The organism is Edwardsiella ictaluri ATCC 33202, from assembly GCF_000264785.1.
GTDB classification, from domain to species: domain Bacteria; phylum Pseudomonadota; class Gammaproteobacteria; order Enterobacterales; family Enterobacteriaceae; genus Edwardsiella; species Edwardsiella ictaluri.
Genome location: NZ_AFJI01000060.1, coordinates 44,185 through 64,753 on the forward strand (window position 1 = coordinate 44,185; position 20,569 = coordinate 64,753).

The 20,569-nt window shown below is 59.5% G+C and carries 16 protein-coding genes and 1 pseudogene; 5 read left to right on the forward strand and 12 right to left on the reverse strand.

Going from position 1 to position 20,569, the window contains the following annotated elements:
• Positions 1 to 2: 2 nt before the first annotated feature.
• The 4 genes from menH to EIEH_RS08825 form a co-directional block, all read right to left on the reverse strand.
• Entirely contained in the window at positions 3 to 776 is a 774-nt protein-coding gene (gene menH / locus EIEH_RS08810; RefSeq protein ID WP_015871925.1) for a 2-succinyl-6-hydroxy-2,4-cyclohexadiene-1-carboxylate synthase, read from the reverse strand.
• The gene (gene menD / locus EIEH_RS08815) at positions 773 to 2,452 is read right to left on the reverse strand and encodes a 2-succinyl-5-enolpyruvyl-6-hydroxy-3-cyclohexene-1-carboxylic-acid synthase (RefSeq protein WP_015871926.1); all 1,680 of its coding nucleotides are present in this window, start codon (positions 2,450 to 2,452) and stop codon (positions 773 to 775) included. The genes menH and menD overlap by 4 nt, the downstream gene beginning before the upstream one ends.
• A 238-nt stretch (positions 2,453 to 2,690) precedes the next feature.
• Positions 2,691 to 4,019, reverse strand: coding sequence for an isochorismate synthase MenF (menF, locus tag EIEH_RS08820; protein WP_015871927.1), 1,329 nt, complete (start codon positions 4,017 to 4,019; stop codon positions 2,691 to 2,693).
• A 140-nt stretch (positions 4,020 to 4,159) separates the two neighbouring features.
• Positions 4,160 to 4,663 (reverse strand): DUF1097 domain-containing protein, encoded by a 504-nt coding sequence (locus EIEH_RS08825; RefSeq protein WP_015871928.1) that lies wholly within the window; start codon positions 4,661 to 4,663, stop codon positions 4,160 to 4,162.
• 284 nt (positions 4,664 to 4,947) lie between these two features.
• Here EIEH_RS08825 and EIEH_RS08830 point away from each other — a divergent pair, with 284 nt between their 5' ends.
• A complete protein-coding gene (locus tag EIEH_RS08830; protein ID WP_015871929.1) occupies positions 4,948 to 6,414 on the forward strand; it encodes a C69 family dipeptidase in 1,467 nt (488 codons plus the stop codon).
• 58 nt (positions 6,415 to 6,472) lie between these two features.
• Here the strand turns inward: EIEH_RS08830 and hybE are convergent, their stop codons facing one another.
• From hybE to hybO, 6 genes are read right to left on the reverse strand one after another with little or no spacing between them, the layout of a single operon-like run.
• Entirely contained in the window at positions 6,473 to 6,985 is a 513-nt protein-coding gene (gene hybE / locus EIEH_RS08835; RefSeq protein WP_035609304.1) for a hydrogenase-2 assembly chaperone, read from the reverse strand.
• Positions 6,975 to 7,469 carry a HyaD/HybD family hydrogenase maturation endopeptidase gene (locus EIEH_RS08840; RefSeq protein ID WP_015871931.1) on the reverse strand — a complete coding sequence of 165 codons (495 nt, stop codon included), beginning with the start codon at positions 7,467 to 7,469 and terminating at the stop codon, positions 6,975 to 6,977. The genes hybE and EIEH_RS08840 overlap by 11 nt, the downstream gene beginning before the upstream one ends.
• Positions 7,469 to 9,172: a hydrogenase 2 large subunit gene (gene hybC, locus EIEH_RS08845; RefSeq protein ID WP_015871932.1), complete on the reverse strand. Its 1,704-nt coding sequence runs from the start codon at positions 9,170 to 9,172 to the stop codon at positions 7,469 to 7,471. Before hybC ends, EIEH_RS08840 begins: the two co-directional genes overlap by 1 nt.
• Positions 9,169 to 10,359, reverse strand: coding sequence for a Ni/Fe-hydrogenase cytochrome b subunit (hybB, locus tag EIEH_RS08850; protein ID WP_015871933.1), 1,191 nt, complete (start codon positions 10,357 to 10,359; stop codon positions 9,169 to 9,171). Before hybB ends, hybC begins: the two co-directional genes overlap by 4 nt.
• Positions 10,352 to 11,335, reverse strand: a complete 984-nt coding sequence (gene hybA, locus EIEH_RS08855; RefSeq protein WP_015871934.1) for a hydrogenase 2 operon protein HybA — start codon at positions 11,333 to 11,335, stop codon at positions 10,352 to 10,354. The genes hybB and hybA overlap by 8 nt, the downstream gene beginning before the upstream one ends.
• 3 nt (positions 11,336 to 11,338) lie before the next feature.
• The gene (hybO, locus tag EIEH_RS08860) at positions 11,339 to 12,463 is read right to left on the reverse strand and encodes a hydrogenase 2 small subunit (RefSeq protein ID WP_015871935.1); all 1,125 of its coding nucleotides are present in this window, start codon (positions 12,461 to 12,463) and stop codon (positions 11,339 to 11,341) included.
• A 663-nt stretch (positions 12,464 to 13,126) separates the two neighbouring features.
• Here hybO and EIEH_RS08865 point away from each other — a divergent pair.
• From EIEH_RS08865 to EIEH_RS19375, 4 genes and pseudogenes are all read left to right on the forward strand, one after another.
• A pseudogene (locus EIEH_RS08865) lies at positions 13,127 to 14,041 on the forward strand (sugar glycosyltransferase).
• A 140-nt stretch (positions 14,042 to 14,181) separates the two neighbouring features.
• Positions 14,182 to 14,718, forward strand: a complete 537-nt coding sequence (locus EIEH_RS08870) for a cytochrome b (RefSeq protein WP_015871939.1) — start codon at positions 14,182 to 14,184, stop codon at positions 14,716 to 14,718.
• Between the two features lie 235 nt (positions 14,719 to 14,953).
• Entirely contained in the window at positions 14,954 to 17,257 is a 2,304-nt protein-coding gene (gene bglX / locus EIEH_RS08875; protein WP_015871940.1) for a beta-glucosidase BglX, read from the forward strand.
• An 89-nt stretch (positions 17,258 to 17,346) separates the two neighbouring features.
• Positions 17,347 to 17,502 carry a hypothetical protein gene (locus tag EIEH_RS19375; RefSeq protein ID WP_015871941.1) on the forward strand — a complete coding sequence of 52 codons (156 nt, stop codon included), beginning with the start codon at positions 17,347 to 17,349 and terminating at the stop codon, positions 17,500 to 17,502.
• Between the two features lie 53 nt (positions 17,503 to 17,555).
• On the opposite strand, the gene nuoN is transcribed toward EIEH_RS19375, so the two are convergent.
• Positions 17,556 to 19,013: an NADH-quinone oxidoreductase subunit NuoN gene (nuoN, locus tag EIEH_RS08880; RefSeq protein ID WP_015871942.1), complete on the reverse strand. Its 1,458-nt coding sequence runs from the start codon at positions 19,011 to 19,013 to the stop codon at positions 17,556 to 17,558.
• A gap of 6 nt (positions 19,014 to 19,019) precedes the next feature.
• Entirely contained in the window at positions 19,020 to 20,543 is a 1,524-nt protein-coding gene (gene nuoM, locus EIEH_RS08885; RefSeq protein WP_015871943.1) for an NADH-quinone oxidoreductase subunit M, read from the reverse strand.
• Positions 20,544 to 20,569 lie beyond the last annotated feature (26 nt).

A 20,569-nucleotide genomic window follows, 5' to 3' on the forward strand; every position in this document is an offset into this window, starting at 1 on the left:
CGTCAGCCGGGGGTTGATGTCGTTAAAAAGGTTCCCAGCGCGTCGCGAAACGCCCGCGGGTTGGCGCGGTGGGCGTTGTGGCCGGCGCCGTCTATCAGACGTACCGCCAGCCGCCAACGCCCGGCCAGCGTGCGAAACTTGGTGTCCTGTTCACCGCACAGATAACATAACGGACAGGTCAGTGTCGCCAGCGCCGCGCCCAGCGGTGGCTGGACACCCAGCGAGGTCGCCTGCAGCATCTGCGCCAGCGCCGCACCGGGCTGGCCGGCGCGCAGCGACACCAGGTCGGCCCGCGCCGACTCATCCAGATCGGCAAACACCGGCTGTCGATACCAATCATCCAGCACCTGCGCCAGCGGCTCGCTGCGCAGGCGGTCGGCCCAGCGGCCGTCATGTGCCTGCCGCGCCTGGCGCTCCGCGGGCGTCTCCAGTCCGGGGTTTCCCCCCTCGACCGCCAGCGCCCATAGACCGGATGCACCCTGACAGCCATGATACATCGCCAGGCGACCGCCCAGCGAATAGCCGATCAGCCCATAGGACGTTACCCCGGCGGCGCGCAGCGTATCGCGCAGCGCGGCATCGCACCGGGCAAAGTCGTCCACCGTCAGCGCCGCCGAGTCACCGTGCCCCGGTAGATCGATCAGCACATGCGCATACTGTGGCAATGCCTGCGCCTGCGCCAGCCACTCACGGTGACTGCCGAGAAAACCGTGCAGCCATACCAGGGTCGGCGCATCGGGAGACGCAGCCGCCAGACGGCGATAGGCCAGGATCACAGCGCGGCCACCTTACCCAGCAGCTGCTGCAGCGCCTCCGCGCCCGCCGTGCCGGGTACCCGCAGTTCGATCAGCGTCGTCCCGCAACGCCGCCAGCCCTGAGAGACCGCGTCGGTCAGCGCCGCCCAGTCCACCGGGCAGGCGTAGTCCAAATCAAACAGCGCCGCCGCGTGGCGGAAGTCCACATTCTGCGGCATCAGGTAAAAGCGCTCGCGCTCCGCCGGTGGCGTTGGCAGCATGGAGAAAATCTGCCCACCGTTGTTATTCACCACGATCACCACCGTCGGCGCAGTCACCTGACGCAGTAGCGCCAGACCGTTAATATCGTACAACGCCGACAGATCGCCCAGGATCGCCAGCGTCGGCAGCCCGCTGCCGCGCTGTACCCCGGCAATGGTTGAAACCAGTCCATCGATACCGCTGGCGCCACGGTTACTGTATACCGGATAGCCTGCAGGCAGCTGCCCCAGCGCATCGACCAGGCGCACGATCAGGCTATTACCGACAAACAGCTGTCCCCGCAGCGGCAGCAGCTGTGCCAGCCGGTGCGCCACCTGCGCCTCACCAAACGACGCCTGCAGCGTTTGCTCCACGCACTGGGCAGCCCGCCCGGCCAGCACCTTCAACTGCGGTGCCCAGGGGGCGGCAGGCTGCGCAGGATGTGCCTGTAGCCATGCCTGCACCGGCGCCACCAGACGGCGGCCGCGGTGACAGGCGGGATCAAGCCGCCCCGGCAACGGATCAATCAGCCAGTAGCGCTGTGGCTTGCAGGCTGCCTGCCACTGCAGCAGACGCTTACCGGTCAGACTGGCGCCAAACTGCACGACAATCTCGGCCTGCGCCAGCAGGCGGCGCGCCTCTGCATGGGGAAGCCACAGATCGGCGCAGGGCAACGGCTGGCCACTTTGCGACAACACATCCCCCAGCACCGGCCAGCCCAGCTCCTCACCCCACGCGGCCGCCTGTCGGCCCGCTTCGGCGTCAACGCGGCCAATCAGCACCACCCCGCGACGGCGGCGCCACTGCGCCCAATCCACCTCTGCACGCAGCGCGCCCGTATAGGGGGAGCTCTCCTGCAGCCAGGGCGTCTCGCCCTGCCACCAGCAGCCCAGCGCCGCAGACCACCCCTGCTGTCCATCGTCATCCTCGCCGTACAGCGGATCTGCGAATGGGCAGTTGATGTGCAGTGCGCCGTGGTCGAGGCGGGCCATGGCGCTATCGATGCTGGAAACCAGCCAGGCAGCGGAGATATCTGGCGTAGGCCGGGGAAGACTGAGGGTTTCCGTCGGGTGGGAGGCGAACATGTTCTGTTGGCGGATCGCCTGGTTGGCACCGCAGTCGATCAGCTCTGGCGGACGGTCGGCGGTCAGCAGGATCAGCCGCTCTCCGGTCAGACCGGCCTCGATCAGCGCCGGATAGAGATTGGCAACGGCCGTTCCCGACGTGACGATCACCGCCACCGGCTGACCACTGACTTTGGCCAGCCCCAGCGCCAAATGCCCTAGGCCGCGCTCGTCGAAATGGGTATGACTATGCAGGCGGGGATGGGATGCTGCCGCCATCGTCAGCGGCGTAGAGCGGGAACCGGGAGCGATACAGACATGATGTACGCCGTGACGGGTCAACGCTTCAAGCAGCACCGAGGCCCAGCGACGGTTAAACAGAATAGATGACATGGCGACTCAACAGTGGCTTAGCGGATTGCACGTCCTGCAGCTGCAGCGGGCAGGCTGGCAGCGGCTTCCTGACGCGCGCGTTGGTGTACAGCACACCCCACGCAGAGGCACAGTGTAACACTATGATTTAAAAGAGAATCAAATATAAAATATGACCAATATGGTACACCAGCCTCATCCATATCACAATCCGTGTACTGCGCATATACCGCCCCGATCGCAGCTTTTGTCTCCGATGCTACAGGCTCTCGCCCTCCAGCAGCGTACGCAGACCGGCCGCCTTATTCTCAATTTCCAGCCACTCTTGCTGCGGATCCGAGCCCGCCACGATACCCGCACCGGCATACAAATGGATACGCTCGTCTTCGATCAGCGCCGAACGCAACGCAACGGCAAACTCGGCCTGCGCCAGCGCAAGGTAGCCTGCAGAGCCCGCATACCAGCCGCGCGCAAAGGGCTCATCGCGCATAATAAAATAGCGTGCGGGCTCACGAGGCAGTCCAGCCACCGCCGCTGTAGGCTGCAGGCGGCGCAGGCATTCAGCATCATCCTGCCGGTTGAGAATCACATGGATGCTGCGACGCAGATGCTGTACCTTGCGCAGCGCCACAATCTCCGCCGCCATCACCTCCAGCGTCGGCGCACCCGCGCCGCTGCACAGGCGCTGGCAGATATCATCAACCACCAGCAGATTTTCATGCTGATTCTTGCCATCTTGCATCAGCCATGCCGCGTTAGCCCGGCGCTGCACCTCGTTTTCACCGCGGGCGACGGTACCGGCCAGCGCCTCGGTCTCCAGCTGCCGACCAATACGGCGGTACAGCCGCTCCGGCGACGATCCCAAAAATGCCCGGTGCGGCGCCAACGCCAGCATAAAGTGGTAGCAACGGTGGTTGACTGCCCGGCTGGCGGCCAGAAACTGTGCTGCGCGCAGTGGCTCACAGAGGGTTAAGGTGGTACGGCGCGCCATCACTACCTTGGCAAATTCATTGCGGGCGATCGCTGCCAGCGCCTGGGTCAGCAGCGCGCACCAGGCGCCGTGATCGGGCTGATGGGCGGCGCTCAGCACCTGAGCCTGTAGGGACCCCAGCGGCTGCGGCGGCAGCAGCGTGGCCAGATCGCTCAACGCCCGCGGCAGATCCTCCTGCAGCGATGTCTCGCTGTACAGGTATACCACCAGCTCAGCCCTATCACCGTAGCGCAGCAGCGCCAGACGCGGTAAAAACAGCAGGCTCTCCACCTCACCATAGCCATCCAATGCCACGCGGTCGAAAGCATTCAGCCCCCAGATCCGCAGATCCGGATGGTTGTACCCCCGGATAAACGCCTGCGCCTGCCCGGCATCGCGAAACACCTTCAGCGCCCCACACACCGCGGCCTCCTCCTCATCACTGCGGTGGCGCCAGTAAAACTGCGGATACAGCGGCTGGGTCGCCAGCCACGCCAGCATCGAATCACTGTCATCCGCCGCAAAGGGCAGCGCCACTCTGACCAGTCCCGGACCCTGCTGGGCCGCTTTCTGTAGCTGGGGGACAATGCGTTGTATCAGAGCAGTAAAATGGTGCACGACAACCTCGGTCGGGGATAACAGCGGTTAGGAGAGTGGTGAATTATACGGGGGATTAAAGAGAAAAAAAGCGGATGAGGGTGATATCGCTCCCACTGGCGGACAATCGTTGAAAAAGCCACCAGCGTGATGTCCCCGATCTAGCGAACCTCTGCACCATCAACGCGAGTTTCCTCCTGCAACGGTACGCTGCGGCGCCGACGTGCCGCCAGCCACAGGCCGCTATTTTTCATCCCATAGCCAAACAGCAGCCCCAGCAACAGTGACGGTATCACCAGACGCCAGTCACCGTCGGCGGCAAAAGTGGCGCAGCAGCCGATAAAGGTCCCCGGAACAAAGGAGAGCCAACGCTGGCTGGCCTGAACGCACATCAGAAAAGCCACCGCTCCCGTCAGTCCATACCCCAGCAGCGCCATATGCGGCTGCAGCGCGCTGCCGTTGATGATGATCTCCGCCCAGAACACGCCGCTGCACAGGGTACACAGTGAGATACCCAGCCCTTTCAGCCCCCCCTGCGGACAGGCAAAGTACGCGGTACAACCCAGGAAACCGGCCCAGGCGGACAGTCCGAGGCTGATGGCGACCCATCCCCACACGGCCGACAGGATCCCAGTGGTTAAGGCAATGGCAAGTAGGACGGACATCGCAGACTCTCCTGATACAAAAAGCGTAGTGTAGCGACGAGCGGGTAATATTCATTGATAGGAATCACACCGATACTTAATCATTTCGTGATAATTACATTTCAGAGTGATATTAATCACAGTTTTATGTGGTTTATTCGATCCGCCATTCCCGACTGGCGCCGTGGTCATTTCCGCTTACAGAAGGTAACGCGCTTTTTATTGACATGGTTTGTAACTGACGCTGACGCGATCTACTGTGAAGGCGATTTACGAAGCAATACCTATAACGATTGGAGTCACTTATGAAAACCACTCTGCCTGCGGCAGCGATCGCCACGCTGTGCGTCGGCCAGGCCATGGCCTGTACGACGATACTGGTGGGCAATCAGGCCACGACCGATGGTTCTTTTATCGCAGCGCGAAACGAAGACTACTCAGCAAATAACGCCAAGCATATGGTCATCCACCCGGCGGCCCATAATCAGCACGGGGTGTTTAAATCCCACGGTAATGACTTTACCTATCCACTGCCGAAAGAGGCGCTGCGCTACACCGCCATTCACGATTTTGATACCCAGGATAAATCAATGGGTGAAGCCGGCTTCAACTCCGCCGGCGTCGGAATGACCGCGACCGAAACGCTCTACAACGGGCAACCGGCGCTGAAGGCCGATCCTTATGTAGAGAAAACCGGGATCACGGAAGACGCTATCCAGACCGTGGTGCTTCCGCGTATTCACAGCGCGCGTGAGGGCGTTGAGCTGCTGGGCAAGATCATTGAGCAGCAGGGAGCCGGTGAAGGCTTTGGCGTTGCCTTTGTTGACCAGCACGATCTGTGGTATCTGGAGACCGGCAGCGGCCACCAGTGGATGGCGACCCGCCTGCCAGCGGACAAATACCTGATCTCCGCCAATCAGGGCCGCCTGCGTCAATATGATCCGAAAGACACCGCAAACTACCTGGGATCCCCGACGCTGATCAGCTTTGCCGAACAGCATGGACTGTACCGCCCGAAAGACGGCGCCTTCGACTTCCACAAGGCCTATTCTCAGGACGTCGAAAACGATGTGACCTATAACTATCCGCGCGTCTGGACGCTGCAGCACATGTTCAACCCGCAGCTGAAGACCACCATCACCGACGGTAAAAACTTCCCGGTCTTCCTCACCCCGGCCAAGAAGATCAGTATTGCCGACGTAGAGCTGGCGCTGCGTAACCATTATCAGGGGACCACGCACGACCCCTATGCCAACAACAACCCGAAAGAGCCTTACCGTCCGATCTCAGTATTCCGCACCCAGGAGTCGCACATCCTGCAGGTCCGTCCTCACCTGCCAAAAGCGATCGGCGAAGTGGAATACGTCGCCTTCGGGATGTCCGCACTGAGTGTCTATATTCCTTACTATCAAGGCATTGAGCACTATTTGCCGGGCTACGACAAGGGGAGCGATCGGGCCAGCGATGACTCCGTCAACTGGAAGTTCCGCACGCTGCAAACCCTGGTCATGCAGGATTACAACGCCTATGCGCCAGACGTTCAGCGCGCCTATAGCACGTTTGAGCAACAGACGGCCCAACGTCAGCAGAACATGGAGCAAGAGTACCTGACGCTCTACAAGTCTCAGCCGAAAAAGGCCCGGCTGCTGCTGCAACAGTTTGAGGATCAGACCATGCAGGACGCGCTGAAGCTGACCGATCAGCTGACCAGTCAGGTCGTAACCAAAATGACCCATGCCACCGACATGAAGTATCACTTCGAAGGGGCATAACGCCAGGCGCAGGCCATAAAAAAACACCCCGCGCTGCGGGGTGTTTTTTTATGGACGCTTAACCGCGACGGCTGAACAGCGCTCGCCGGGAAAGATCCACCTCGTGGGTCTCCGCCACCGGCAGGGAGAGCAGCATGGTCAGCGTATCGTGCATCAGCTGTTCGGCCTGCTCTGCCTCCAGATGGGGATCGAGAGGCGACATCAGCGAACAGGAGAGTAACTGTCCGCTCTGTGGCAGTTCGCCGATCATAAAGGTCATGTTGCCGCGCGGCAGCTGCAACGCCAGACGATCGCCAATCTTACGCACCGGCCACACCTGCCCCGGTCCCGGCAGGATCACCACGCTCAACATCCACGGCGTCAGCACGCAGCCGATCCACTGCCCGTCAAACGGACGCATCACGGCACTGACCGGGATACCTACACGATAGAACGGCAGACTGTGCATTTCGCCCGCGGCGATCTGCTGATACTGTGCGATCAGCTGCGCGGCAGGATCGCTGTCGAACCCTAAGCGCCCGGCGACCATGCCCTGCTCCGGCTGCTCATCGTGCGGGAACTCAACGTGCATGGATGTCCCCCTGATGCAGGGCCTGGATCCCCTGCTCACGCAGGATAGCCAACACCCTATCCATCGCCACCGGCACTGCGCTGGCGATCGCTGGCGTCAAACCAATGTTCGGCTCCAGCGACTGCGGCTCAATGCCGACCAGCGTCAGCTTCTTCGGAAACTCGTCCGTCAGGCGCAGTGCCGACAGTACATCGGACAGCCCCAGCTGATGAGGCGAAATCTTGCGGCTGAACATCGCCGGGACTTCCTCATCACGCAGCGTGATGATACTGCCAGGCTCGCCACCGCAGAACACGGCATCCACCACGATCAGGTGATCGCGGCAGGCCAGGTACTCCAGCAGCTCCATTCCTGCGGTACCGCCATCCATCAGCTCGACATTGGCCGGAAAGCGGTAGTCGCGCTGTAGGCGCTCAACAATACGCACGCCGACAGCCTCATCGCTGAGCAGCAGGTTTCCAATCCCGAGAATCAGCGTATTCATTACAGGATTTTTACCTTGGTGGTTTCGCCGTCCAGGGTATTCACCACGTGCACAGCGCAGGACATACAGGGGTCGAAGGAGTGCACGGTACGCACCACCTCCAGCGGTTTGTTGATGTCTGCTACCGGCGTACCAACCAGCGCCTGCTCGTACGGTCCCGGCTCATCCTGTCCGTTGCGCGGGCCGGAGTTCCAGGTTGATGGCACCACTGCCTGATAGTTGGCGATCTTGCCACCCTTGATGACGATCCAGTGCGACAGTGCACCGCGCGGCGCCTCTTCGAAGCCAACGCCACGGTACTCTTTGTTCGGGTCAATTTCAGCCGGGATATAGGCCACGTGATCGCCCTTACCAATATTGTCGATCAGCGCCTGCCACTGCATCATCAGGGTATCTTTCAGCACGCAGCAACGCACCGCGCGGCCAATGATACGGCCCATGGTGGAGTGCAGCTGCTCGACCTGCAGCGTCTTGCCGGTCAGCTTCTGGTACAGCCCATTGACTTCGTTGTAATGTTTGACGGTGTCTTCATGCTTGGCCGCCAGCTTCACCAGCAGATCGGCCAGCGGGCCGACTTCGACCACCTTGCCGTACAGGGTCGGTGATTTCACCCAGGAGTACTTACCGTCCTCCTGCCAGCCGGTGTAGTTCGGCTCGGTTTTCCCTTCCCACGGCTTCAGGTTGGCATCATCCTGGTACCAGGAGTGTTTGCTGGATTCGGCGATACCGGCAATCAGCCACGGATCCTGCTGGCTGTTGATCGGACGGTAGTTGGCCATGTCGCCGTTTTCAATGTAGCCGCCCGGCAGCAGGAAGCTACCACCGTCGCCGTCAGTCGGCAGCTCCGGCACGCTCAGGTAGTGCTGAGCGCCGCGGCCCAGCGTCATCCACTCCGGGTAGTTGGCCGCGATGATCGCCGCATCCACCTTGTACACCTGCTCAATAAAGTCGCCCAGACGTTCAATAAACATCTTGACGTACATCAGGCGCTCCAGGTTGAGCACGCTCGGTGCGTTCAGGTTGATCGGGTTGGCTACCCCACCGACCGCCAGGTTCTGGATATGCGGAGACTTACCGCCCAGGATGGCAACGACGCGGTTGGCATCACGCTGACACTCCAGTGCCTGCAGGTAGTGGGCGACAGCGATCAGGTTCACCTCTGGAGAGAGCTTCATCTCCTTGTGGCCCCAGTAGCCGTTGGCAAAGATCCCCAGTTGGCCGCTGTCGACCAGATTACGGATCTTCTGCTGTACCTTGGCGAACTCGCCGGCGCTGTTCAGCTGCCAGGCGGAAACGCCCTGCAGCATCGCCTCACACTTGTTCGGATCGGCTTTCAGCGCGGAGGTGATGTCCACCCAGTCCATCGCCGACAGCTGATAAAAGTGCACGATATGGTCGTGAATGCTGTGCGCCGACAGGATCAGGTTACGGATATACTGCGCGTTCACCGGGACCTTGGCCCCAACGGCGCTTTCGACCGCGCGGACGGAGGCGATAGCGTGGATGGTGGTACATACGCCGCAGATACGCTGAACGATCATCCAGGCATCGCGTGGGTCATTACCCTTAACGATGTCTTCCATCCCACGCCACATAGTGCCGGATGACCAGGCTTTAGTCACTTTGCCGTTTTCGATCTCGCAGTCAATGCGCAGATGGCCCTCGATGCGGGTAATCGGGTCGATAGTAATACGTTGGCTCATACTTTAGCTTTCCCTTGGGCCTGATAACCTTGGTGTTTTAAATGGTCAAGCGCTGGCAACACCGGCAGCAACCGGATCAGCAGCAAATAAGCAACGACTTCAATAGCCACGAAGCCCATTGAAATCAGCACCTCTTCAGAGGTTGGAAAATATCCGTAGCCGTTACCCGGCATAAAGGCCAGCAACGAGTAGTTCAAGCGCCACAGTGCCGAGCCGAGCAACATGCTCAGCGCGCCGACAAACAGAATGCGTGAATCTTTACGGCAGCGCGCAGAGCAGAATGCCAGCAGCGGGAACAGCATCAGCATGGCCTCACACCAAAAGCTGACGGAGTAGCGGTCGAACTGGAACAGGTAATGCAGTTTATCATGCATCGCCAGTTCGCCGAAGCGCAGCACCAGGAACAGCAGCAGGAATACCTGGATCACCCGCACCAGCTTGGCAAACAGGGTTTTCTCATCCGGACCGCGGCCCCGCAACCCCGCCTGCACCAGCGAACCTTCAAAAACCACGATGGCGAAGCCCATGATAAAGGCTGTCAGCACCGACAGTAACGGCAGCAGCTCATAACTTTGCCACAGCGGATGCACCTTCTTCCCGGCAGAGATCATCAGCGATCCCATAGAGGACTGGTGCATGGTCGGCAGCAGCGCACCCAACGCCAGAATAAAGAACATCACTTTATTCAGTCGTTTCAGCGACACTTTCCACCCGAAGCGCTCCAGGATCACCGGTGCGAACTCCAGCGCCATGACACCGATGTACACCGTCATACAGACCGCCGTCTCGAACAGTACCGAGGAGGTGTTGAAGTGCCCCGGAATGTAGAAGTACGGCAGATTCCAGTAACGACCGACGTCGATGGTGATGGAAAGGCCGCCGAGGGAGTAACCGAACAGGCTGGCCAGCAACGCCGGGCGCACCAACGGATGATACTCGCCGCGGTTAAACACATACACCGCCCAGGCCAACGCCCAGCCGCCACAGGCAAAGCCGGTGCCGATCAGCAGGTCGAAGGCGATCCAGATCCCCCAGGGATATCCCCCGTTCAGATCGGCGACAGAGCCGATGCCAAAGATCAAACGTTTCAGGATAAACATCCCGCACAGCAGGATGAACGGGGCCAGCAACACGACGGGCCAACTGACCAGACGCCCGCCGAGCGGACTGGCTTTATGCTCACTCATTATCATCGTCTCCGTCATGGTGATTCTTGGTGTTTCGATAGGTCATTACCGAAAGACCGGCCAGGACCACCAACGGCAGGATCATGCCTTTGTACAGCGTATGCTGAATATGCTCGGAACGGGCGCCCGTCGACAGCGCATCCAACTGCGGCATCCCCAGCTTCTCGTAGGGTACGCCCGCCAGAACCAGAACCTGGGTCCCTCCCCCCTCTTTCTCGCCATACACATAAGGCTGATAGTGGGCGACCGGATGCAGATAGCTGTCGTTACTGTGCAGGGTCTGACGCGGATAGGCATACTCTGCACCGGGACGCGCTGCCAGACGCTTCTTGGCCTCGGCCAGCAGCGCGTCACGGGTACCATAGATCACTGCACCGGCAGGACACACCTCGACACAACCCGGCAGCTTACCCTGATCGATACGCTCCAACCCTTTCTGATTACACAGCTCACACTTGTGAATCGCCCCGAACGGGTTATCGTAATCATACTTCGGTACGTCGAACGGGCAGGCCACCATGCAATAGCGACAGCCGGTGCAGACGTCAGGATCGTACATGACGATCCCGGTGACGGGGTGCTTTTTCAGCGCCGATACCGGGCAGACGGAAACGCAGTTAGGATCGACACAGTGCATGCACTGCTTCTTGATATAGGCATAGCCGTTTTCCAACTGATCCTTGTTGACCCCGCTACCATCACGCCATACCTGAATAATGTTATTGGTATAGGGAGTCAGCTTGTCATTGTTGGACCAGGTCGGATCGCCGTTCGGGTTCAGCTGATTTTTGTTCAGGCGCTGGCACTCCGCAACGCAGGCCTGGCAACCCACGCACAACGTTGAGTCATATAGCATCCCCACCGCCGTCGGGATCGGCGGCTTGTTCTCAGCCGCAGCCTGGGCGCTGCCAGAAGCGGCTGTGCCCGCCGCCAGCGCGCCGACAGAGGCGAACTTCAGAAAATTTCGTCTGTTCACGGTTTACTCCTCCCGTGAATCGTGTTGATCCGCCTGGTTACGCTGCTGCTGGCGACCCAGCTCACGCACAGCCATCAGACTCACCCCGGCCAGGATCCCCAGCGCGCCGCCGATAAGGCCGGTGGCCGTCGGCGAAATATGCCCGCCCTCTTTGTTATCCACCAGCGGTTTTTCTGCGCGCGGCGTCGGATTCTCTACGCTGGATAGCTGGAAGATCCCCTTGGTAAAGCCGACACCCTGCTCGTTACAGCCGTAGCATGGGTGGCCGATACCCACCGGCCAGATGCCGCCGCCGATGTCGCAGAACTCCAGCGTCGAGCAGTTGCCGTAGGTTTCCGGCCCCTTACAGCCAAGGTGATACAGACACCAGCCCTGACGGTGGCCATAGTCACCGAACTCTTTGGCGAAGCGGCCAGCGTCGAAGTGCGGGCGACGCTCGCAGTTCTCGTGGATCAGGCGCTCGTAGGCGAACAGCGGACGGTGCTTGCTGTCCAGCTCCGGCAGCTTGCCATAGGTGATGTAGTAGACCACGGTGGTCAGGAAGTTATGCGGGTTAGGCGGACAGCCCGGGATATTGATCACCGGACGACCCAGCGCCTCTTCCAGGCTGACGGCGCCGGTCGGGTTACCGCCGGTGGCCGGAACGCCGCCCCAGGCGGAGCAGGAGCCGATAGCGATCACCGCAGCCGCATCGGCGGCTGCCTTACGGATCTGATCGACGATAGGCTCACCGGCCACCATACAATACACGCCGCCGTCTTTCAGCGGAATGGAGCCATCCACCACCAGGACATATTTGCCCTTGTAGCGCGCCATGGCGTCGTGCAGGTTTTCTTCAACCTGATGACCGAAGGCTGATGACAGTACCTCATGATATTCCAATGAGATGGTATTCAGCAGCAGCGTTTCCAGCGTCGGGTGCGTGGAACGCAGCAGGGCCTCGGTACAGCCGGTACACTCCTGGGCACCAATCCAGATAACCGGAGGACGCTGCGGACTGGTGATCGCTGCCGCCATTTCCGCCGCCGCATTGGAGCTTAACCCTAGTGTGGCGGCCATGCCCGCGCACAGTTTCATAAAGTCACGACGATTGATGCCGTGAGCGGATAAAAAAGAATCCTCAACCATTCTGCAGTTTCCTGTTTATGCGCATTCGTCTGGTGGAATGCTTTCAGGGGCGCAATGCTAAGGATTTGCCCCCCCCGCTGTGGTTGATCTTCATCAAGTTGACTGGCTTTTTTTACGCGATAAGGATATTTATGTGAAACAGAGCGATTCAGCCTTGGCCATCTGTTCAAAAAGCACTCAATTAGTTCATGCCATTATACGATAGCGTCAGTTGCTGGATATTTGATAAATACCATCCTATTTATTCAGTCAGTATATTATTTATCGACGGTTATGATCTCCATACCACCGATACCCCGCTTTTTGATTAACCGAGATCCAGGCCGACGGATCAAACATATGTGATATCACCCACAATAATTAATGTTGATCATTGCTTTTATTTTTTAGTAAAAATATTGACGATAACGGAGTGCAGACTCGTCGCCACCCTCCCCGCAAACCCCAACGACCGTGCTGCTTTTTCCGACAGCGGCAAACAATACCGCCGAGAGGCTCCCCTTCCGGCATGCGGCTGAGCACCACGGTTTTAAACAAAGCATCAGCAGACAAGACGTCAGGCTAAAAATATCGCAAAAAATAGGGTGATTATGACGACTGTTAACTACACCTCGCGCCACATATCAAGATAATTGGATGACTTATTAACTATTTTTTAAACAGCTGTACCGTTACTCCCACCCACGCCCCTACCGCCACAACGAAAATCTTTAGCCATACGTCAAAATCACGCGCGGCGACAGCGGTGAAATTATAATGTTAGACTACACGATCTCCATCGTCCCGCTGAGCCAGCTGCAGCGCAGCAGTCACGGTAAGGTGCTGCTGACGGCGAGCGGCCCGTTGGTCAATACGCTCTGTTTTGAGCAGCTCCCCGCCATGCCCGCCGTCGGGGTGAACGGCGCCTACTTTTTACATCACAAGGTTGACTTTACTTTTTACGTCATCGTCAATATGGGGTTTATCGATCGGCGTCCGGACGTCGTTCTGGAGGTGATTAAACAGCGCGGATTAACCCTGTTTACCACCGTTCACGGTATGGCCCGCATCCTCGGCCGCTTTACCCTCAGCGCCCTCCGCTGCCGCCTGGCCATCATTGAGGATATCGCGGAAAAGGTCTATTGCCCCAGCCTCACACCTCGCCAGCTTAGGGCGCACTATGGGCAGGACCGCAGCATACAATTTTCCGACAGTGAGCAGAGCATTGGGTTCAGCCAGGATATCCGCCGTGGTATCTTCGACGCGGGCACCGTCGTCTATTGGGCGCTGCAGATCATCACCTACCTTGGTTTTAATACGATCTTCATCGCCGGACTGGATATGAACAATTTCGACCACCCCCGCTTCTATGAAACCCCGGCCAGCATGCTGCCGACCTTTTTAGCCGATAAAGTAGAACCGCTGATCATCCCGGCCTTTCTGCATGCAAGCCAGGTGATGAAGGCCAATAATATCGACATTAAAAATCTCTCGCTAAATAGCGCGATCGACGGCGCTATTTTTGAAAAAATTGACGCCCGGCGCTACTTTCAGCAATGGAGTCCTCATATGGAAAAGGCTGAACCCGGCATCATATAATTGCCACAGGTACGGACATTCGCGTCGTTGGGTGACGTGTAAGACATCATCGCAGGATAAAATCATAGAAAACCCTTTAAGGGTCTCTTAATATTTCTCAGCTAGTCTACAATGTTACATTCCAATGAGAGTGAGAGACCATGCAACGCTTTAGTAAAATACAAATATCCCTGCACTGGATAACGCTGCTGCTGATTGCTATCGCCTATATCAGTATTGAGTTCCGCGGGCTGTTTACCAAGAATTCACCGGCCTATCTATTGATGCGTGAAGTTCACTACAATGCCGGCGTGCTGATATGGATTGCGATGCTGATACGTCTTGGGCTGCGTCACATTCTGCCAGATCCGCCGATCCTGCCACCACCGCCGCGCTGGCAGCATCTGGCGGCGCGCATGATGTACCTGACGCTCTATCTCTGGTTCCTGGCTATCCCGCTGCTGGGCATCGCCTTGATGGCCTACAGCGGTAAAAGCTGGTCGCTGTTTGGACTGACCATCGCCCCCTGGGTCACGCCGGATCCGGCCATAAAGTCCATGATAAAAGAGTGGCACGTGGTGCTGGCCAACCTCGGCTACGCCCTGATCGCCATGCATACCGCCGCCGCGCTGTTCCACCACTATGTCATCCGCGATAACGCGCTGCTGCTGATGATGCCGCAGAAAAAAACGCGCTGACCCGTCTCAGGCGCCGATGCCGGCGCCTGAAATCTCCCGCCCTCCTCCCCCGCCAATCCAGAACGAATATAAATCAGATAAAATATATTCAGTTGTATAATATATCAGCTTAAAAGGCCGCTCCCAGCCTGCGTGATGATCCGCGTATCACGTCAAGCAGCGCCCCTCAGGGAGAGGCCGATACCGATCCGATGACGCTGCCGCGTGCAGCCCAGGCAAAGGGAATTTACACATCATGAAATGGCTCTGCTCATTCAGCCTGATCAGCACTCTGTTGACGACGCCGACACTGGCCGGGACGCCCCCCTATCCCAGCCAGTGGCCCGATCCCGCCCTGCCCCGCGATGCCTTTGTCACCCAGATGCTGCAGCGAATGACCCTCGCGGAAAAGATCGGCCAGCTGCGGCTGATCAGCGTCGGCCCCGATAACCCCAAAGACAGGGTATATACCATGATCGCCGAGGGGCAGGTCGGGGCGATTTTTAATACCGTCACCCGAACCGGGATCCGCGGCATGCAGGATCAGGCCGTACGGCACAGTCGAATGAAAATTCCGCTGTTTTTCGCCTATGACGTCATCCACGGGCAACGTACGGTATTTCCCATCAGCCTGGGGCTGGCAGCCAGCTGGGATCGCGAGCTGGTTAGCACCGTCGGGCGCGTCTCCGCCTATGAGGCCAGCGAAGACGGGCTGAACATGACCTGGGCACCGATGGTCGACATCACCCGCGACCCGCGCTGGGGACGCACCTCAGAAGGCTTTGGCGAAGATACCTATCTCACCTCGGAAATGGGACGTCTGATGGTCAAGGCGATGCAGGGGCGTCACCCGGGCGATCGCCATGCGCTGATGACCAGCGTCAAACACTATGCGCTCTACGGCACCGTTGAAGGCGGACGCGACTACAACAGCGTCGATATGAGCCCCCAGCGCATGTTCCAGGACTATCTTCCCCCGTACAAGGCGGCGCTGGACGCCGGCAGCGGCGGTGTGATGGTCTCCCTGAACGCCATTAACGGTACCCCGGCCAGCGCCGACCCCTGGCTGCTAAAAACCCTGCTGCGCGACCAGTGGGGATTTCAGGGCATCACCATCAGCGATCACGGCGCCATTAAGGAACTGATTAACCACGGCGTCGCCCGCGATCCCCAGGATGCGGTACGCCTGGCGATCCAGTCCGGTATCGATATGAGCATGAGCGACGAGTACTACAGCCAGTACCTGCCGGGACTGGTGAAAAGCGGCCGGGTCAGCGCCGCCGCCGTCGATGACGCCTGTCGCCACGTCCTGAATGTGAAGTACGACATGGGGCTGTTCCACGATCCCTATCGCCATCTCGGCCCCATCGGCAGCGATCCCCAGGACACCGACGCCGAAAGCCGACTGCACCGCGCCGAGGCGCGCACGGTTGCCGCCCAAACGCTGGTGCTGTTGAAAAACCGCCTGGATACCCTGCCCCTGGCGCGCCGCGGCACCCTCGCCGTTGTCGGTCCGCTGGCCGACAGCCAGCGCGATGTGATCGGCAGCTGGTCAGCCGCCGGTAAGCCCGCGCAGGCCGTCACCCTTCTCAGCGGGATCCGCCATGCCATGGCCAACTATGGCCGCGTACTGTACGCACGCGGCGCCAACATCAGCAATGACGCGGACATTCTCCAGTTTCTCAATCAGTACGGCCCGTCCGTCAGCATCGACCCGCGTCCCGCCCAGGCGATGATCGATGAAGCGGTCGCCGTGGCCAGACAGGCCGATGTGGTGGTAGCGGTCGTCGGTGAGGCGCAGGGAATGGCCCACGAGGCCTCCAGCCGCACCCACATCGATCTGCCGCAGAGCCAGCGGGATCTGATTGCCGCCCTCAAGCAGACCGGCAAGCCGCTGGTACTGGTCTTGATGAATGGTCGCCCGCTGACCCTGGTTCGCGAAGATCAGCAGGCCGACGCCATCCTGGAGAGCTGGTTCCCCGGCACCGAGGGCGGCAACGCGGTCGCGGATGTTCTGTTCGGCGACGTAAACCCCTCCGGCAAGTTGCCCATCTCTTTCCCGCGCTCCGTCGGCCAGATCCCCACCTACTACAGCCGACTGAATACCGGCCGCCCCTACGATCCGCAAAAGCCGGAGAAGTACACATCGCACTATTTTGATGAGGCCAACGGCCCGCTCTACCCCTTCGGCTATGGTCTGAGCTATACCCGCTTCACGCTGTCGGAGATTACCCTGTCGGCGCCGCAGATGGCACGCAATGGTAAGATTGAGGCCAGCATCACCGTCACCAATGCGGGTCCGCGCGCCGGTGCCACGGTCCTGCAGCTCTACCTGCAGGATCCGGTGGCCAGCATCAGCCGTCCGCTGAAGAGCCTACAGGACTTCCACAAGGTGATGCTGCAGCCGGGCGAACGCCGCCGCGTCAGCTTTACCCTGACACCGCAGCAGCTACGCTTCTGGAACGCCCAGATGCAACAGGTCAGCGAACCGGGGCGCATCAACGTATTTATCGGCACCGACGTCCAGCGGGTCAAAAGCGCCCACTTCGACCTGTTATAACCCGACGTTTTCATTACGCACCCGCTGGCGCATAATCAATCTCATCGCCCCGGCTTTGCCGGGGCCGCAGCATCCTGAGGGGGAGCGCGATGTATACCTGGCCAAATCTGCTCGTCATCATTATCTTCAGCCTCGGGATAACCCTGTTATCGACCATGTTGGGCGTGGAGAGTCTCTGGATCCGCCTGTGTATTTTCTTCATCAGCGCCTTTGCCTGCGATCTCTTCTTTTCTATTACCCGCTAGATGAAAAAAATGCCGGGCCCATGGCCCGGCATTATCTCATCGTGTCACTCCCATCAGGGCAGCGGCTGCGCCAGCTGCACCAGCGAAATCAGCGTCTGCGGGAAGAGCCCCGTCAACACCACCAACACGCCTGAGAGCAGTACCACCACACCACCGGCGGTGAGCGCCCAGTTGTTCGGGGTATCGCGGATCAGCGTCTGCGGCGCGCGCAGATACATACTGACGGCAACGCGTAGGTAGTAATAGAGGCCGATAGCACTGCCGACCACCACCGCCCCCACCAGCCACCACAACCCGGCGCTGACGCCCGCCATCACCACAAACAGCTTACCGATAAAGCCCAGAGTCATCGGGATACCGGCCAGGGAGAGCATGGATACGGTCATCACCGCCGACAGAATCGGCTTATGCCAGAACAGGCCGCGATAGGAGTAAAGCGACTCGGCGTCTGGCCCGCTGTAAGGGCTGGACATCAGGCTGACGATGCCGAAAGCCGACAGGCTGGCAAACAGATAGCCGGCCAGATAGACCCCGGCAGTCTCGATCGCAATGCCCTCGCTCTGCACGGCGATCAGCGCTACCAGCAGATAGCCCAGATGGGCGATAGAGGAGTAGCCCAGCAGACGTTTAATGTTGCTCTGGGTTACCGCCATCAGGTTACCGAACAGGATGGAGCAGAAAGCGATAACACCCAGCACCACGCGTACCGCCTCGCTGTCGGTCGCCGGCAGCAGAACAAACAGACGCAGCAGCACCGCAAAGATGGCGATCTTGCTGGCAGTCGCCAGAAAGGTCGACACCGGCGCCGGCGCCCCCTGGTAGACATCCGGCGTCCACAGCTGGAACGGCACCAGAGACAGTTTAAAGCCGAAGCCCACCAGCATCATGCCAAGCCCTGCCAGCACCAGTGGCTGGGCCAGCATACGGCCGCCCAGCGCATAGCCCAGACCGGCGAAAGAGAGGTCACCGGACTGCGCGTACAGCAGCGCCATGCCGAACAGCAGGAAGGCGGACGCAGCGGCCGAAAGGATAGCGTACTTTATCGCCGCCTCCAGCGAGCGCTTCTGACGATAGGCGTAACCCACCAGACCGAATAGCGGCAGGGAGATAAGTTCTACCCCCAAAAACAGCGCCGCCAGATGGTTGGCGCAGGCCAGCAGGATCCCGCCCAGTGTGGCGATCAGCACCAGCAGGTAAAACTCATCGCGGTTATCCGGATAGCCCTGCAGCCACGGATAGGCAAAGGTGCAGGTCGCCAGCGCGGAAAGCAGCACCAGCGCGGTGTAGAGCATCGAGAAGCCGTCCACATGCACCAGCGGAGTAATGTCGCTGGGCACCGCGGCGGCCACCAGAAACAGCGACAGCAACGCTGCGTTCAGGCCAATCACGGTCACCGTCGCGTTGACGAAGTGGTTGCGTCGCCACGCAATGCACAGCATCACAACCACCACCGTCAATCCGACGATCAACAGCGGTAGCAGTGCGATCAGATTTTGAGGAGTTATTGTCATGGCGATTTACGGCCTTGTGGTTAAAGTTGAAGCAGAAGCGAACCAATGCTGAATATTGCCCATCGCCGCGCTGGAGGTGTCCAGCACCGGCTGCGGGAAGATCCCCAGCAGTACCAGCAGTACCACCAGCAGCAGAATGAGCGACAGCTCACGCACGCTCAGATTGGCCAAGGGTTGGTCTGACTTTGGCACACCGTAGTAAGCGCGCTGCATCATTACCAGCGAATAGACAGACGCAAATACCAGACCAAAGCTGGCGACCACCGTCGTTACCGGCACCACCTGGAAGCTGCCGAACATAATCATAAATTCACCGACAAAGTTCCCGGTACCCGGCATTCCCAGGGTCGCCACCGCGAAAAACAGCGATAGCGCAGGCAGATACTTCAGACGCCCCCACAGGCCCCCCATCTCGCGCAGATCGCGGGTATGCAGACGCTCATACAGCTGACCGGTAATGATGAACAGCCCGGCGGCAGAGAGGCCATGCGCGATCATCTGTACCACCGCCCCCTGGAACGCCAGCTGGCTGCCGGAGTAGATGGCGATCATCACAAAGCCCATGTGCGATACCGAGGTATAGGCAATCAGGCGTTTAATATCCGTCTGGATATAAGCCATCCAGGCGCCGTAGAAAATCCCGATCACCCCCAGAGCCATCGCAATCGGCGCAAATTCGTGCGACGCCTGCGGGAACAGCGGCAGGCTGAAGCGCAGTAGGCCGTAGGCGGCGGTCTTCAGCAGGATACCGGCCAGGTCGACGGAGCCTGCGGTCGGCGCCTGACTGTGCGCGTCCGGCAACCAGCCGTGTAGCGGCACCACCGGCATCTTCACCGCAAAGGAGATAAAGAAACCCAGCATCAGCAGATACTGCACCGTGTGGCTCATCGGCGTATTGAGCAGTACCTCATAGTCAAAGCTCAGCACCCCGGTGGCGTTGTAGTGCACCCACACCAGGCCGAAGATGGCGATCAGCATCACCAGACCGCTGGCCTGGGTATAGATGAAGAACTTGGTCGCCGCGGTAATACGCGTCTTGCCGTCGGATCCCTTATGGCCCCACAGGGCGATCAGGAAGTACATCGGCACCAGCATCATTTCCCAGAAGAAGAAGAACAGGAACATGTCGATGGCCAGGAAGACGCCGAATACCCCTGCCAGGATCCACAGCAGGTTAAGGTGGAAGAAACCCTGATACCTATGGATCTCATTCCAGGAGCAGAGGATGGCCAGCACCCCCAGCAGCGCGGTAAGCACCACCATCAGCAGTGACAGACCGTCGAGCGCCAGGTGGAAAGAGATGCCCAGGCTCGGGATCCACGGCACCATAAAGCTGGACTGCCACTGCGGAATACCCGCCGCCTGAGTCAGGCCATAGTTGCCCTGCAGCCACAGGTAGAGCGACAGCACCAGCGTCAGGCCCATGGCCAGCAGCGCAATCCAGCGCGGCGCTTTCAGCCCCAGACGCTCGCCCTGCCAGGACAGCAGGCCGCCAATCAGCGGGATAAGAATTAGCCAAGGTAATAACATGGCGTTTGGTTTCCCTTATTCTGAAT

Bases quoted from the DNA above. Each gene is read 5' to 3' on its own strand.
- menD (WP_015871926.1), bottom strand. From the start codon at position 2,452: ATGTCATCTATTCTGTTTAACCGTCGCTGGGCCTCGGTGCTGCTTGAA.
- EIEH_RS08825 (WP_015871928.1), bottom strand. From the start codon at position 4,663: ATGTCCGTCCTACTTGCCATTGCCTTAACCACTGGGATCCTGTCGGCC.
- EIEH_RS08830 (WP_015871929.1), top strand. From the start codon at position 4,948: ATGAAAACCACTCTGCCTGCGGCAGCGATCGCCACGCTGTGCGTCGGC.
- hybE (WP_035609304.1), bottom strand. From the start codon at position 6,985: ATGCACGTTGAGTTCCCGCACGATGAGCAGCCGGAGCAGGGCATGGTC.
- EIEH_RS08840 (WP_015871931.1), bottom strand. From the start codon at position 7,469: ATGAATACGCTGATTCTCGGGATTGGAAACCTGCTGCTCAGCGATGAG.
- hybC (WP_015871932.1), bottom strand. From the start codon at position 9,172: ATGAGCCAACGTATTACTATCGACCCGATTACCCGCATCGAGGGCCAT.
- hybB (WP_015871933.1), bottom strand. From the start codon at position 10,359: ATGAGTGAGCATAAAGCCAGTCCGCTCGGCGGGCGTCTGGTCAGTTGG.
- hybO (WP_015871935.1), bottom strand. From the start codon at position 12,463: ATGGTTGAGGATTCTTTTTTATCCGCTCACGGCATCAATCGTCGTGAC.
- EIEH_RS08870 (WP_015871939.1), top strand. From the start codon at position 14,182: ATGCAACGCTTTAGTAAAATACAAATATCCCTGCACTGGATAACGCTG.
- bglX (WP_015871940.1), top strand. From the start codon at position 14,954: ATGAAATGGCTCTGCTCATTCAGCCTGATCAGCACTCTGTTGACGACG.
- EIEH_RS19375 (WP_015871941.1), top strand. From the start codon at position 17,347: ATGTATACCTGGCCAAATCTGCTCGTCATCATTATCTTCAGCCTCGGG.
- nuoN (WP_015871942.1), bottom strand. From the start codon at position 19,013: ATGACAATAACTCCTCAAAATCTGATCGCACTGCTACCGCTGTTGATC.
- nuoM (WP_015871943.1), bottom strand. From the start codon at position 20,543: ATGTTATTACCTTGGCTAATTCTTATCCCGCTGATTGGCGGCCTGCTG.